We start from the raw sequence: 13,788 nt of genomic DNA, 5'->3' as shown, positions 1-13,788 counted from the left end.
GTCGGGACGGGCCGGCGTCTCAATCTGCGACGCTCTCCCGCAGCCGGACCACCTGGGGCCGCAACGTCTCGCATCTCAGCTCCCGCTCGAGCCTGGCGATACCTTCACGCGTCGGATCGGCGCGCAGTCGCGCCAGCGTCTCCTGGTCACGCCGGCAGGCATCGGCGGAGACCGCGGCCGAGCTCGGCGCCGCCGCAGACTTTGCAGCCAAGGCCGGCGGAGGCGTCGCGACCGACGGCGCCGCCGCCGTCGGCACTGGACCCGTCGGAACCGAGACCGGACGCGCCGCCTGGGCGGCGAGCGCCGGCGCGGCCACCGGGCCGACGACGCTCTCGCGCAGCCGCGCGACCTGCGCCCGCAGCGGCTCGCAGGCGAGCTCCCGCTCGAACCGCAGCACCTCCTCGGCGACCGGATCGCTGCGCAGGCGCGCCAGCCGGTCGCGGTCGCGCCGGCAGGACTGTTCGGCGTTCGTCGCCGCGCCGGCCGGTTCTGCGCGCGGCACCGATGCAACGGGCGACGGAGTCGCGGCTGGCGGGACCGGGGCCGGCGCCACCGGCGTCTGCAGGGCCGCCTGCTCGCGGGCACGCTGGGCCTCGCGGCGTTGACGCAGCGCCTCGGCCGCGGCGTCGACCGGATCGGCCGGCTTCGCCGACACGACGCGCGGGGGCTCCGCGCGGCCCTGCCCGGCCCGCTCGGTCAGCTTGGCGATCTGGGCCCGCGCCAGCTCGGCGTAGAATCCGGTCGCGTTGCGGGCCAAAAACGTCTCGAAGCCCGCGACGGTGCCGACCCGTTCGGCGAGCTCGTAATCGCGCTGCTGGTCGCGGATGCTGACGACCGGCACGGGCGGCGCCGCCGGAGCCGGAACGAGCGAGACCGTGGTCCCGCCGAGCGACCCGTAGACGAACGGCTCCTGTGCATTGGCGGTGACGCGGAGCACCTCGTCGCGCACACGGCCGAAGGCGATGCGGACGTCGAGTCCGGGCTCGGTGATGTGGTTGAGCAGCGCCGTTGTGAACGGGCTGTGCCGGCCGGCGCCGTCGGCCGCGACCGAACCGGCCTTGGCCGCATAGGCGACCAAGGTGCTCCCGGTGGGGGGCTCGACCGTCGCCAGGCCGTTGACGACGGCCCGCATCGACACGGTGCGCTGCATCTTGCCGAGGAACGGATTGTCGCGGCAGGCGTCGAGGATCACCAGCCGCAGCGTGCGGGCCTGCTCGATCGACGACAGGATGCGGTCGAGCGGGATCGCCTCGTCCTCGACGTCGTAGTCGCGCGCGAGTTTCGCATCGACCGGAATCAGATAGTTGGTGCCCTTCACCTCGACGCCATGGCCCGCATAGTAGACGACCGCGATGTCGGCGTCGCGCGCCATGCCCATGAACTCGCGCAGCGTCCGCTTGAAGTCGAGCACGCCGAGATCATAACGCGACTGCACCACGTCGAATCCGGCGCTGGTGAACAGCGCCGCCATCGCCTTGGCGTCGTTGCCGGTGTTGGGCAGCGACGGCACGCTGCGATACATCGTGTTACCGATCACCAGGGCGACGCGCTTGCCGGCGCGGGCCGTGTCGGCGGCGCCCGTCGAAAATATCAGCACGGCGAACGCGGCGAGCGCCAGACGGCGCGCCGCGGTCGCGGTGCGGAACATGGCGACCGGCACGATCAATGGTATCTCCACCGTGAGACGGAGCGCGGTCTCCGGCCGGACTTGGTCACCGTCACGGTGATCGGCTTGGAGAAGACCGGCGGATCGTGCGGGACGTGGTCCTCGTCCGCCAGCAGGAGCTGCAGCGTGTGGCGGCCGAGCGGCAGCGTCACCTTGGCCTCGGTCTGGCCGGAGCCGAAATGCAGATGCTGGAAGTCGCTCGGGATCGGCTGGTCGAGCGGCGGCAGCTCGGAGTCGATGATCAGGTGATGGTGCCCGGTGTTCGCCTTGGCGACGCCGGCGGGCGCGACGCCCATGTTGATCAGGCCGAAGCGGATCACCGGCGTGCGCGACACATAGGCGCCGTCGGTCGGCTGGACGAAATACACCTTGGCGTCGGCCGGCGACGGGCTGCGCGCCTTCGGCCCGGAGACGGCGGCGGGCGCCGGCGCCGCAGCCGCGGCCGTCGCAGCTCCGTCCGACACGACAATGCGGATGCGCGGCGACATCACGGGCGGCGAATGCGGAATGTGGTCCTTGTCGGCGAGCAGGAGCTGCAGCGTGTGCGGACCCGGCGGCAGCGTCACCTCCGCCTCGGTCTGCCCGGCACCGAAGTGGAGATGCTGGAAATCGCTCGGGATCGGTTGATCGAGCGGCGGCAGGTCGGTGTCGATCAACAGATGGTGATGTCCGGAGTTCTCGCGGTCGGATCCGGCGGGTGCGACACCCATGCCGGTGAGCCCGAAATGCACCACGAATTTTTGCGGCACGGTCGCGCCATCCTTGAGCGCGATGAAGTAGACGGCGGCTCCCGGCGGCGACGCCACCGGTCCGCCGCGCAGAGCGGGCACGCCGAGGGCGCCGTGTCCGCCGGCCGGCGGAGCGCCCTGAGCGAGCGCCACCCCGCATCCGGCCGCCAGCATCAGAACTGCGAGCAGCCCCGCCGTGCACGTGTTCGCGACGTCCGCTCCCGCAGTCCGCATGCCCTGCCTCCGCTCGTTGCGCTTTGACGTTTCGTCCCGATTCGTATCTGTGGGCCCGTCGGCCCGGCCGGTTCGATCCGGCATCGTCGATGCGAGCGTCATGCCAGCATGATCGCGTCCCACGCACAAGTGAACCGCAGATGCTGAACAGATTCGGCACCCCGCCTCACCACTCCGAACGATCGTCGCTCCTGACGATCGCCGGCGCGACCACGAATTCCGGCACGCCGGTCATCGGTATCGGGCGGCACGTTGACGCCGGCGACGCTTCCGCGAATACTTCCAAAAGGGAGCGGACTCTGCGCCATCGCAACATTGCAGGAAAGCGGATTATGCAGCGGTGGCTGGCGTTTCTCCTGTTTGTGATCGCTGTCGGAACAGCCCTCGCGATGGATTTCGCCGGGCCGCTCGCCGCCCAGGACGCGCCCGGCCAGCGGCGCTACGATCTCGCACCGCGCCCGCCGTCCGCCTCCGTGCCCGTCGCGCAGCAGAGCGCCGTCCGCGTCCCGGGCGAGACCTTTCGCGACTGCACCGACTGTCCCGAGATGGTGGTGATTCCGGACGGCGAGTTCGACATGGGCTCCAACGACAGCGACTACGAGAAGCCGGTGCGCCGCGTCGGCATCGCGCGTCCGTTCGCCATCGGGCGCCGCGAGATCAGCTTCGCCGAGTGGGATCTCTGCGTCGCCGCGGGTGCGTGCCGTCATCGGCCCGACGATCACGGCTGGGGCCGCGACAAGCAACCCGTCATCGACGTGAGCTACGACGACGCCAAGGTCTACATCGCCTGGTTGTCGCAGGTGTCGGGCCGGACCTACCGGCTGCCGAGCGAGGCGGAGTGGGAGTATGCGGCCCGCGCCGGCTCGGCGACGCCGCACTGGTGGGGCCGCGAGGTCGGCACCGGCCGCGCCAACTGCAGCACATGCACGGCGCAACCGGCGCGCCAGACCATGCCGGTGGGTTCGTTCCGACCCAACGCCTTCGGCCTCTACGACACCGCCGGCAATGCCGCCGAATGGGTCGAGGACTGCTGGAACGAGACCTATCGGGGCGCGCCGAAGGATGCTTCGGCCTGGAACGCCGGCCAGTGCCGCCAGCGGGTGCTGCGCGGCGGCTCCTTCGGCTCGACGCCGGCGGCGATCCGCTCCGCCGCGCGCTTCCGCTACGACAAGGACGTCCGCTACTACGCCAACGGCTTCAGGGTCGCACGCGACCTGCCGTGACGGGACCCGGGCGCTATTTCTCCCCCGACCCCGGCGTCAGCCCGTAGGACGCGACCAGATCCCACACATGCTGCGGCACCATGTGGCGCAGACGCTTCGGGCGCTCGCGGCGCAGATGCAGGACGGTCTCGATCGCCTTCATCTCGAGACGCGCGCGGGCGAACTCCAATCCGCGCGGGCCGATCCGCGGCATCAGCCAGCCGACCAGCGGGCGCAGGAAGTTGGGCGTGCCGCGCACCGGCAGGCCGCCGGCCGCGCGCACGGTGTTCTTCAGGAAGCCCTTTACGGGCGCGCGACGGTTGCCGCCCGTCCCCGGCGCGGCCGTCCGGACCTCGTCACCGAGAAGTCGCAAGAGCTCCTCGCCGCGCTCGTTCCGGACGAGTAGCCACTGCTCGCCCTCGCCGCCCATGTAACCGACCGTGATGTCGGCGAGTGCGTTGGTGTAGTCGACGCAGGTGCGGCAGGTGAGCGGGAAGAAGTCGCGCGGCAGCTTGGACAGCGGCAGCATCAGGAACGGCACATGCTTCTCGGTGCCGTCGGAGAAGCGCAGCTCGACGTGATAGTCGGCGCGGAACTCCAGATACGTGATGGTCGAAGGATCGTCGGCGAGCAGCCCCAAGAACTCGTGGAAGCGCTCCGTCGTGGTGTTGTCGGAGCACGGCGTGCCGATCACATAGACCCGCTCGAAGCCGAGTTCCTGCTCGATGGCGCGCAGCGCGAAGATTTGGCACGGGATGCCGACCACGGCGATGCGCTTGAAGCCGCACGCGCGCGCCGGCTCGAGCAGCGCCAACAGCGGCGCGTAGCCCATCCGCATGCCGCGGCACTGCGCCATGCCTTCGGGCTTGGTCACCAGCACCGGCATGGGCCGCCACTTGTCGGACGGGTCCGGTGCCATCGCCAGCACGGCGTCGACCGCGCCGGTCTCCAGCAGCCGCTCGCCGATGCGGGTGACGATGCCGGTCCACTGGGCGCCGGGGCGCGGCTCGTTCAGGGCGGCGCGCAGCATCGTCTTGAACGGGCCGAAGAACTGCTCGTCGGGACGGGCGGGGTCGCGGGCGCGGCCGTGCACGGCGCGCTCCATCGCCGGATAGTCTGGCTTGAGGAACTGACAGGCATGGCCGCAGCGGCCCGGCTCGGTCGTGCGCGAGATGCCGCAGTCGGTGCAGAGGTCGCGGCGCACCGGCGCCGCGACGGGCGGCGCCCAGACGGGTGGAATCGGCGGCTGGTGGATCGTCATGCCCGCTCCGCGTACTCAGGCGACACGCGGCCGTGACGCCGCAGCGGCGACGATAGGCCGGCGGCGGGCGGCACGCCAAGCGGGTGAAACGCGGATGGCCCGCGGGACAGGTTCGGAGTGGCCGCTCAGGGATTCACGATGGACGCGAAGGTCGGCGACGGCAACGGCGCGGCCGCGCCGACGGGCGGCGACTTGGAGATCACCGGCGAGCTCGTCAGCGGATAGGGCGGCACGAGCACGATCGACCCGGCGACGATCTCCGGACCCGGCAGAACCCGCGCCTCGACGATGCGGGTCTTGTAGAGCGTCAGCGACCGCTCGACCTCGACGGCCGCCGGCACCGGGGTCGCGATCACCAGCCGCTCCAGCGCATACGAATAGGAGGCGACGCGGTTGACCAGCGACTGCTGCACCCAGCTTATGATCAGAGCGTTCTCGGCCATCCGCGCCGTCGCATTGGCAGCCTCGGCCGGCGTCAGCCCGTTGACATGCTCGAGGCTCTTGCCGCGCTTGATGTCCATGTCGATCACGCGCCGCGCCGTCGACACCCAGTACGGCAGGCGGGCGACGTCGTTGCGGATGTCCTCGTTGATCCTCGCGTAGCGCGCCGTCGCCGAGCGGTAGGCCGTCTGCATCAGGATCCGCTCGTAGGCGGCGAGATTGAACACGCACCACTCCTGCTGCACGCCGCGGGTGATGCCGTACTGCTCGAGGATGGCGTACCAGCGCTGGAGGTCGTAGGTGGGCTCGATCAGCGGAAAGGAGAGGTCGCGCAGCAGACGCTCGTCCTCGGTGTAGGGATAGGCCGAGACCGGCACGCCGGCCCGGGTCGCCGCCGCGGGGCCCATCCAGTCGTGCACGCCGTCGCGCACCAGGCCGGGCTTTATCCGGCCGAAATCGCCGTTGCCGCCGTTGGCGCCACAGCCGCCGACCAGAACCACGATCACCAGGGCGAGCAGCGGCGCGAGCCGCACCGTCGCGCCGCTGCGGGCGCGCCCTTCCCGGTTCTGAACTGTGCTCACCACGTGGCCGCACTCACCGCCGTGCCGTCGGGCGTCGCCCTTTGCGGCCGGCGGCCGAGCCGCCGTCACGCATGCCGTCACGCGGCTCGTCGCCGTAGCGGTCGACGCGCACCACCGGAAGAATGATGATGGTCGCCGGCTCGTCGGGGCTGCGCCCCCGCCCGTCGTTGTAGACGTAACGACCGGCCGGGAAGGTGATGATGGTTCCCATGGCTCCCTCCATCGGATCGTGAGTGATCCGCGGTCTGCCACCGCCGATTAGGGGCCGGTTTGGTTAACGGTTCGTTAAGTGTAAGCCCTTGTTCCAGAACGGTTGTGTCCGGGCAACACCGGCGATTTCCGGTGCGGTTTCAGGCTACCGCACGGGGACGAGCCGCCGCTTGCGGTCGACTCCGTGGAGGTGAGGCGTCCCACCGACATCACCCCTCGCCCGTCATCGGCCCGCCGTCGAGGCCACCCGACATGCTTTACAAAAGCCTCTCAGGGTCGTTCGGATTGCGCCAAAAAGGTTAATGGGTTGTTTGGGTTAAGGCTCCGCTAACGAGTCCGTCCTAAGCTCGCGGCAGGTCGTTTCGGGGGACATGGTCGAGAGGACCTGGCGGGGGCTTGTTGCGTGATGTCGTCCTTGTTTCCAGGACTGGACAGCCTGGTCGGGCTCGCCCAGCACGGCGTCGACGTGAAGCCGACGCTGCTGCGGGTGTTGACCGACCTCTATGTTCAGAAGCCGACCCACACGGCCGACGAGGAACGCCAGTATGTCGAGCTGTCGCTGCGCCTGATCGATGCGGTCGACGCCGCCACCCGCGACATCGTCGCGCGGCGGCTCGCCACCTATCCGGGCGCTCCGGAGAAAATCCTCGCCCGCCTGGAAGGCCGCCCCGAGACGCCGGCTCTGGGTGCGGAGGAGGACGAGGCCGCCGCGACGCGCGCTGACGCCGCGGTACGCGCCGAAGCCAAAACCCTCATCCGCGACTTCTTCAATGCCGAGGCGGACGGCCGCCGTGCCATGCTGCAGGTGCTGGACGCCGCCGGCGCACTGGAGGGCGACGACTGGGCGACCCCGGCCGAGGATGTGGCGCGGCGTCTGGAGACGAGCGTGCTGGCCGGGCGTCCCGGCGACTTCGTCCGAGAACTGGAGCGGGCGCTCGGCGTCTCGCGGACGCTGGCCGAGCGGATCGTCAACGACCTCGGCGGCGAGCCGCTGGTGGTGGCGGCGCGCGCGCTCTCCGTGCCGACGGCAGCGCTGCAGCGCATCCTGCTGTTCGTGAACCCGGCGATCGGCCACTCGGTGCGCCGCGTCTATGCGCTGAGCGCGCTCTACGGCGAGGTCAGCCTCGCGGCGGCGCTGCGACTGGTCGCCGCCTGGCGCATCGCCGAGCCGGCCGAACGCAAGCGTCCGGCGACGCCGACCGCGCGCGGCGCCGGCCTGGTGCGCAGCCGGATCGGTGCCACCATCCCGGACCGGCTTGCCGGCCACGACCGCGGCGGTCTCGACCGCACCGCTCCGAGCCGTATCGGCCCCCCGGCCCGCCCGTCTCCCGAGTCCGGCTCAGCGCACGACCCGGTCGAGAAAGTGGCGTCCTGACGGCTCCTCGATCTCGATCACCCAGACGTCGGGATCGAACCGGCTCTCGCGGACGATGAAGGCCTCGGCGGCGCTTTCCGGCGCCGGGCTGTCGGCGAGCACCGACGCAAAGGCGCGGTCGAACGGCTTCTCCTCGTCGAAGGCGGTCTGCGGCGCCGGACCATAGAGGTCGGCGGTGCCGTTCAGCCGGTTGACGATGATGAAGATCGCCCCGGCGTCATCGGCGCCACGCCGGCGCACCGCCGCGAATACACCCTCGACGCCGCAGCGGCGGATATAGGCCGCGACCCAGATGCCGGATTTCAAACGCATGCGGCCCCGCGGGCGAATGGCGAATAGGGAGTAGCGAGTAGCACAGAGAGGCGGATCTTGGGCCGCCATTCGCTATTCGCCAATCGCCCTACTCGATCGGTCGACCCGTGAGGGCGACGAGCTCGCGCACCAGCCGATCGCTGACCTGGCCGGTGACCGGCATCCGCCTCGCCTCCTCGAAGGCCGCGATGGCGTCGTGGGTGGTCTTGTCGTAGACGCCGGTCGGCCGCACTTGGCCGTAGCCGTAATCGGCGAGCGCGCGCTGCACCGACTTGACCTGCGACGAGCCGGTCGACGGCGTCGGCACGGGTGCCGGCGGCGAGGGCGGCGCAGCCGTGGCCTTGGCCTGCACGACCGGCAGCGGCGGCATCGACGCTGGCGCAGACCCCGTGAGGGGCGCGGGCGGAACCGTGGCCTTCGCCTGCACCACCGGCAGCGGCGGGTGCGGCGCCGGGGCAGACGATCCGCCGAGCAGGCCGGCGATGGGATCGCGGCGCGGCGGCGTGCCCGGCTTCGCCTTCACAGGAGCGCGCGCAATGGATTTCAGGATCGTATCGGTCGGCTCGCCGGTCGGCGCGAGGCCGGTCGCCTGCTCGAAGTCGCGGATCGCCGTCTCGGTGCGGCTGCCGGCGACTCCGTCGACCGGGCCGTCGTAATAGCCGCGGCGCAGGAGCTCGCGCTGGATGTCGGTGACGAGCGGGCGCGGGGCGGCGGGCTTCGGCGCGGCTCCGGCCGGTGCTGTCGCCTGAAGATCCGGCCGCGTCGCGAGCGGCGCGTCGGGCGGACGCGGACGTGGCAGCACCGACAGCGCGCCGGTCGACTCGCGGCCGGCGACGACGACGGGCGGGCGCTCGGTCCGCAGCGCAAAGATCGGCGCTGGATGCGGCCCCGGCTGCATGAACAGCGCGTTGATCACGATGGTGGCGAAGGCGGCGATGCCGGCGGCGCTGGCCAGCGTGTCACGCGGCCGCCGCAACAGCGCCAAGGCGACCACGGTCACAGCACCGCGCCGCCGGGCACGCACCGCGCCGGCCGTCTCGTCCCGGAGGTCGACATCCTCGTCGACCGGATCACGCACGCTTCTTGACCGCAACCGCTGCCTCGTTCCCGGCCTCGCCGGACTTGATGTCGTGGAGATGGGTTTCGCTCGCCGCAGGCTCGCTCGGCAGCGCGAGCCGCCGCACCGTCGAGGCCGCCGGCACCAGCGACGGCGACCGCGCGCCGCGACGCGGCTCGCAATCGAGCGGAATCCGCACCGTGACGCAAGTGCCGGCGCCGAGCCGGCTCGTCATGGTGATCTCGCCGCCATGCAGTCCGACCAGGCCCTTCACGATCGACAGGCCGAGGCCGGTGCCTTGGTGAGGACGATCGTAGGAATCGCGCGACTGGAAGAACGGCTTGCCGCAGCGGTCGAGATCGTCCTCGCGGATGCCGATGCCGTTGTCCTCGACCGAGATGGCGACCCGGGCACCGTCCGGCCGGGCCGACACGGTGATGCAGCCGCCGCGATCCGTGAACTTCACGGCGTTGGACAGCAGGTTGATGAGGATCTGCTTGAGGGCGCGCTTGTCGGCGATGAGCTCGGGCAGTGAGGGGTCGACCGCGGCCTCGAGCCGGATCTCCTGCTCGCGCGCCTTGAGGGCCAGGATGTCGCAGCACGAGCGCACGACGGGCGCCAGCGTGAAGGGCTCGGGGCGGATCTCGAACTCGCCGGTCTCGAGCTTCGACATGTCGAGAATGTCGTTGACGACGGCCAGCAGGTGATTGCCCGAGTCGTTGATGAGCTGCGCGTATTCGAGCCGCCGCTCGGGCGTGATCTTGAGCGACTTCTCGTTCACCAGCATGTCCGAGAAGCCGATGATGGCGTTGAGCGGCGTCCGCAGCTCGTGGCTCATGGTGGCGAGGAAGCGGCTCTTGGCGGAGTTGGCGCGTTCCGCCTCGGTGCGGGCCTGATCGAGGGCGCGCTCCTGCTCCTTGCGCTCGGTCACCTCGCGCATGACCGCGACGACCTCGCGGGTGGCGCCGTCGGGACCCGTGACGGCGCGATCGAGCGGCCGGCAGCGCATCTCGATCCAGATGAAGTGCACGGGGCCGGCCGCCGTCTCGGCGTCGCGGCGCACCCGGAACTCGACCGAGCCCGCCAGTCCCTGCGCTGCCGCATCGGCGAGCGCGCTGAGATAAGCGGGACGGTCGGCGATGTGGACGCGGTCGAACAGGCCGTGGCCACGCAGCTCCGCGGCGCCCGCACCGAAAAGCTGCTCGGCGGCCGGCGAGGCGAACAGAACCACGCCGTTCTGCCCGTGGCGCGTGATCACGTCCGTCATGTTGCGGGCGAGAAGGCGGTAGCGGTCCTCCTCGGCATAGAGGAGCCAGAAGCTCGTGCGGGTGAGCGACTCGGCGCCGAGCGCGAGCCCCGTCGCATAGAGGGAGGCGGAGACGACGCCGAGCGCGGCGAACACCGCGGTGCCCTGCGCACCGGCGACCGGCTCCGGCAGCAGCCCGAAATCGCCCATGCCGACCAGCAGGCCGGCGGCGGCGAGCGCCAGCGTCGAGGCGATCGCGACGACGCGACGCGAGGCGGACAGCGCCGCCTCGAGCGGCACGACGACCAGCCAGATCGCGGCGAACGAGCCGATGCCGCCGGTCTTCGCGGCGATCACGGTGACGAGCCCGGTGAGCGCGAGCGCGGAGAGCACATGCGCGCTCTCGTAGCGGCCGGTGCGGGACAGGAAATAGGAGGTGAGAATCGGCGCGACCAACCAGCAGAACACGAGAACCTCGAGCGCGCTCGGTGCGCCGCGCACGGCCAGGTAGGCCGGAAAGGCGACGAGCGCCGTCAAGCTGCCGACGAGCCGTGGCGCAATGAAGGCACGATGCCGCGCCTTGGCGAGCGGATCGCCTTGCGCGGACGGGTGCACCTGCGCATCGACATAATGCCCGAGTGATCTGAGAACGCTCACGTCGCCCACTGCACGTCCTTTGACGGACGCGCCCCTTCGCGTCGAAGGCGATCGTCTCAGAGCCCCATTAAACGAACACTAAGGACGCAGGCTCCGACGACGTTCGCTTGCCATGGGGTGGGGAAAACGCCGCTGCGCCGTGATCCATTCTGCGCTGATGGTGAACGGTATGTTGAATGGTGAACGCAGTGTTGATTGGTGAACGCGAGGTTTCCAAAAGCGCCGACGCCGCGTGAACGCCCGTCGTTGCGGCATTCTCGGCGGGCGCGGCCTCACGGTGGGCGAGCCTTTGATCCACCGCGTCCGATCGGGTGTGGCAGGTCCTCACCGATGGTGAACGCGATCGTTCGAATTGTCTGAAAACTCGATTCGAATCGCACCGGTGCGGCGAACCGCGCGTCAAAGCGGCGCTGCTAGCGTTCGGGTCGGGGAAGACGAGAAACGGGGACACGGGACGAGGGAGACGGGGACCACGGGGACAGGACAATGGGTTTCTTGTTGCGCACGGCCTTCTGGCTCGGCGTCGTGGCGGTGCTATTGCCCACCGTCACGCGATCGCCGACAGACGGCCCCGGCCAGTCCGCGGTGAGCGCGGCCGACGCCGCCACCGCGGCCGCGTCGACCGTCTCGGACATGCGCCAGTTCTGCTCGCGTCAGCCCGACGTCTGCGCGGTCGGCGCGCAGGTCGCGGTGTCGATCGGCCAGAAGGCCCAGGCCGGTGCGAAGATCATGTACGAGATGGTGAGCGAGACGCTCGCCGGCTCCGAACGCGCGCCGGTCACGACCGGCGCGGCTGCCGCCAAGGGCGACCTCGCGCGCCCGGTGGCGTCGCAGCACACGCTCTCGGCCGCCGACCTCGCGCCGGACTGGCGCGGGACATCGGCCCGCCGCGAGATCGCGGCCCGCCCGCCGGGCTGACCGGGAGCCTCACCGCGGACCGTGTCCGCCGGGGCCGCCGGCGCCGCCGACCGATACCGCAGCCGCCCCGGCGGCTGCGGCGCACGCCTTCTCCGCATGGCGAATTCCCATTCGGGCCGATCGCGCTTATGTAAGCGGAGCCGGCCGCCATGGGGGCCGTCGGCGAGGGCGCGCCAGACACTCACAATGAAGATCGACGAGATCCTCGACAACTTCTCGCTGCTCGACGACTGGGACGACCGCTACCGGTACATTATCGAGCTCGGGCGCACGCTCGCGCCGCTGCCGGAGGCCGATCACGTCGAGGCCAACAAGGTGCAGGGCTGCGCCAGCCAGGTGTGGCTGACCACCGATGTGCGCCCGAACGGGGCGGCCGGGCCGGTGCTGACCTTCACGGGCGACAGCGACGCCCATATCGTGCGCGGCCTCATCGCCATCCTGTTCTCCCTCTATTCGGACCGTGCCGCGCGCGAGATTCTCGCCGTGGACCCGGGCACCGTGTTCGAACAGCTCGGCCTGCGCGACCACCTCACCCCGCAGCGCTCCAACGGCCTGAAATCGATGGTGTCCCGCATCCGTCGCGATGCCGAGGCGGCATTGGCCAAAAGCGAATAGCGAGTGGCGAATAGGGGAAGAGCAGGCGGCGCGGCCTCCCTCCCCTACTCGCTACTCGCTACTCGCTACTCGCTACTCGCTACTCACCCTGTTCTGCCCGCCACGCCCGCACCGGTACCCGGGCTCGCCCGCGCGCCTCGCCGCCCAGCCCGTAATGGCGGGCCAGCCGGTCGAGGCCGAGCTGCAGCACCACCTTGGCGGAGCGTGGCGGCCAGCCGCGCTCGCGCTCGACGTCCTCGAGTCCCTTGAGAAAGCAGCAGACGTCGAGCAGCAGGCCGGAGAACTCCGCGCCGGCGGCCGCGAGTGCGCCGGCGAGGCGCTGGCGGGCGGCGATCACGGCGTCGGTCAGGGCCGCCGGCCCACCGCCGCCGAGGCCGGCGGCGAGCGGCGCCGACCAGTCGACCGACAGCCGCGGCCCGAGCTGGGCGAAGGTGAAGTCGGCGCGCAGCCGCTCGCCGGCCAAAAACTGCTCCGGCTCGATCATCCGCCGGCCGTCGCGGCCCTTGCGGCGGGCCAGCCAGGCGAGCGGGCTCTCGGCCTCGTTGACCAGCACGGTCCCGGCCGGCCCGGTCCCGGTCGATCCGGCTTTGGCCGAAGCCGTCCTGCCTGGCGCGTCCGGGTCCGGTCGGCGGGCGACGGCCAGGCGCTTGGCCCGGAATGGGCCGATCTCGGCGACTGTCCCGGCGTCGACGCCGTCCCGCAACCCGGGTCGGACCGACTTGCGGCGCGAGGCCCGGCTCATGCCCGCCTCCCCTCGCCGGCGCGGCGCAGCGCCGCGGCGAGCAGCCGCTCGAGCCGCTGCACCACGGCCTCGACCCGCGGGTCGTCGCGGCGCTCCTCGACCACCCGGCAGGCATGCGCCGCCGTCGTGCGATCGCGGCCAAAGCCCCGGCCGATCTCGCTGTAGGACGCCCCGAAGGCCACGTGGGCGAGGTACATGGCGGTCTGGCGCGCAAAGGCGACCTCGGCTCCGCCGCGGGACGACGCCGACAGCACCGCAGGCGGCAACCCGAAGACGGTGGCGACCAGCTCGCGCAGCGCATCGGCCGGACAGCGAGGCACCCGATCGGACGCGGCGGCGACCGGCGGCGCAGGTGGGGCCGACGGCCCCGACGACAGGAGAGACAGCGACATGGCGACCTCGTCTGACGAACCAATCTAGGACTAGATACCCAGATTATCGTCGCGTTTCGGTCGCCGGGGATAAGTTTTATTCGCCTGGAATAAATCAGCCTACAAAATTTGTTAGCGGATTCGGGCGGGACGGAAGCGGATCCGACATAGG

The 13,788-nt window shown here is 70.9% G+C and carries 14 protein-coding genes; 4 read left to right on the top strand and 10 right to left on the bottom strand.

What is annotated here, in order from left to right; translation table 11 throughout:
• Window positions 1–19: 19 nt before the first annotated feature.
• Complete coding sequence (locus tag HXX10_RS18715; protein WP_296524377.1) at window positions 20–1,660, bottom strand: caspase family protein; 1,641 nt, start codon at window positions 1,658–1,660, stop codon at window positions 20–22.
• 2 nt (window positions 1,661–1,662) lie between these two features.
• Window positions 1,663–2,628, bottom strand: coding sequence for a DUF4399 domain-containing protein (locus HXX10_RS18710; RefSeq protein WP_296524321.1), 966 nt, complete (start codon window positions 2,626–2,628; stop codon window positions 1,663–1,665).
• A gap of 332 nt (window positions 2,629–2,960) precedes the next feature.
• Between HXX10_RS18710 and HXX10_RS18705 the strand changes: the two genes are divergently transcribed.
• Window positions 2,961–3,851 (top strand): formylglycine-generating enzyme family protein, encoded by an 891-nt coding sequence (locus tag HXX10_RS18705; RefSeq protein WP_296524320.1) that lies wholly within the window; start codon window positions 2,961–2,963, stop codon window positions 3,849–3,851.
• A 13-nt stretch (window positions 3,852–3,864) separates the two neighbouring features.
• Here the strand turns inward: HXX10_RS18705 and HXX10_RS18700 are convergent, their stop codons facing one another.
• From HXX10_RS18700 to HXX10_RS18690, 3 genes are all read right to left on the bottom strand, one after another.
• A complete protein-coding gene (locus tag HXX10_RS18700; RefSeq protein ID WP_296524319.1) occupies window positions 3,865–5,091 on the bottom strand; it encodes a Coenzyme F420 hydrogenase/dehydrogenase, beta subunit C-terminal domain in 1,227 nt (408 codons plus the stop codon).
• Between the two features lie 125 nt (window positions 5,092–5,216).
• On the bottom strand, window positions 5,217–6,116 hold the full coding sequence (locus HXX10_RS18695; RefSeq protein ID WP_296524318.1) for a hypothetical protein: 900 nt from the start codon (window positions 6,114–6,116) through the stop codon (window positions 5,217–5,219).
• A 10-nt stretch (window positions 6,117–6,126) separates the two neighbouring features.
• Window positions 6,127–6,324: a hypothetical protein gene (locus tag HXX10_RS18690; RefSeq protein WP_296524317.1), complete on the bottom strand. Its 198-nt coding sequence runs from the start codon at window positions 6,322–6,324 to the stop codon at window positions 6,127–6,129.
• A gap of 414 nt (window positions 6,325–6,738) precedes the next feature.
• On the opposite strand from HXX10_RS18690, the gene HXX10_RS18685 reads away from it, so the two are divergent.
• On the top strand, window positions 6,739–7,698 hold the full coding sequence (locus HXX10_RS18685; protein ID WP_296524316.1) for a DUF2336 domain-containing protein: 960 nt from the start codon (window positions 6,739–6,741) through the stop codon (window positions 7,696–7,698).
• Here HXX10_RS18685 and HXX10_RS18680 read toward each other — a convergent pair.
• From HXX10_RS18680 to HXX10_RS18670, 3 genes are all read right to left on the bottom strand, one after another.
• Window positions 7,663–8,010 carry a DUF1491 family protein gene (locus tag HXX10_RS18680; protein ID WP_296524315.1) on the bottom strand — a complete coding sequence of 116 codons (348 nt, stop codon included), beginning with the start codon at window positions 8,008–8,010 and terminating at the stop codon, window positions 7,663–7,665. The genes HXX10_RS18685 and HXX10_RS18680 overlap by 36 nt on opposite strands.
• A gap of 88 nt (window positions 8,011–8,098) precedes the next feature.
• Window positions 8,099–9,088: a peptidoglycan-binding domain-containing protein gene (locus tag HXX10_RS18675; protein WP_296524314.1), complete on the bottom strand. Its 990-nt coding sequence runs from the start codon at window positions 9,086–9,088 to the stop codon at window positions 8,099–8,101.
• A complete protein-coding gene (locus tag HXX10_RS18670) occupies window positions 9,081–10,970 on the bottom strand; it encodes a PAS domain-containing sensor histidine kinase (RefSeq protein ID WP_296524313.1) in 1,890 nt (629 codons plus the stop codon). The genes HXX10_RS18675 and HXX10_RS18670 overlap by 8 nt, the downstream gene beginning before the upstream one ends.
• Before the next feature lie 486 nt (window positions 10,971–11,456).
• Between HXX10_RS18670 and HXX10_RS18665 the strand changes: the two genes are divergently transcribed.
• Together HXX10_RS18665 and HXX10_RS18660 are read left to right on the top strand one after the other, a co-directional pair.
• Window positions 11,457–11,888: a DUF5330 domain-containing protein gene (locus HXX10_RS18665; protein WP_296524311.1), complete on the top strand. Its 432-nt coding sequence runs from the start codon at window positions 11,457–11,459 to the stop codon at window positions 11,886–11,888.
• 186 nt (window positions 11,889–12,074) lie between these two features.
• Window positions 12,075–12,503, top strand: coding sequence for a SufE family protein (locus HXX10_RS18660; RefSeq protein ID WP_296524309.1), 429 nt, complete (start codon window positions 12,075–12,077; stop codon window positions 12,501–12,503).
• Between the two features lie 79 nt (window positions 12,504–12,582).
• Here the strand turns inward: HXX10_RS18660 and HXX10_RS18655 are convergent, their stop codons facing one another.
• Both HXX10_RS18655 and HXX10_RS18650 read right to left on the bottom strand, forming a co-directional pair.
• Window positions 12,583–13,245: a DUF6456 domain-containing protein gene (locus HXX10_RS18655; RefSeq protein WP_296524308.1), complete on the bottom strand. Its 663-nt coding sequence runs from the start codon at window positions 13,243–13,245 to the stop codon at window positions 12,583–12,585.
• Complete coding sequence (locus HXX10_RS18650; protein WP_296524307.1) at window positions 13,242–13,637, bottom strand: helix-turn-helix domain-containing protein; 396 nt, start codon at window positions 13,635–13,637, stop codon at window positions 13,242–13,244. The genes HXX10_RS18655 and HXX10_RS18650 overlap by 4 nt, the downstream gene beginning before the upstream one ends.
• Window positions 13,638–13,788: the final 151 nt, after the last annotated feature.

This window comes from Rhodoplanes sp., from assembly GCF_013377085.1.
Taxonomy (GTDB): Bacteria; Pseudomonadota; Alphaproteobacteria; order Rhizobiales; family Xanthobacteraceae; genus Rhodoplanes.
This window is presented reverse-complemented; position numbering and strand designations above follow the sequence as displayed.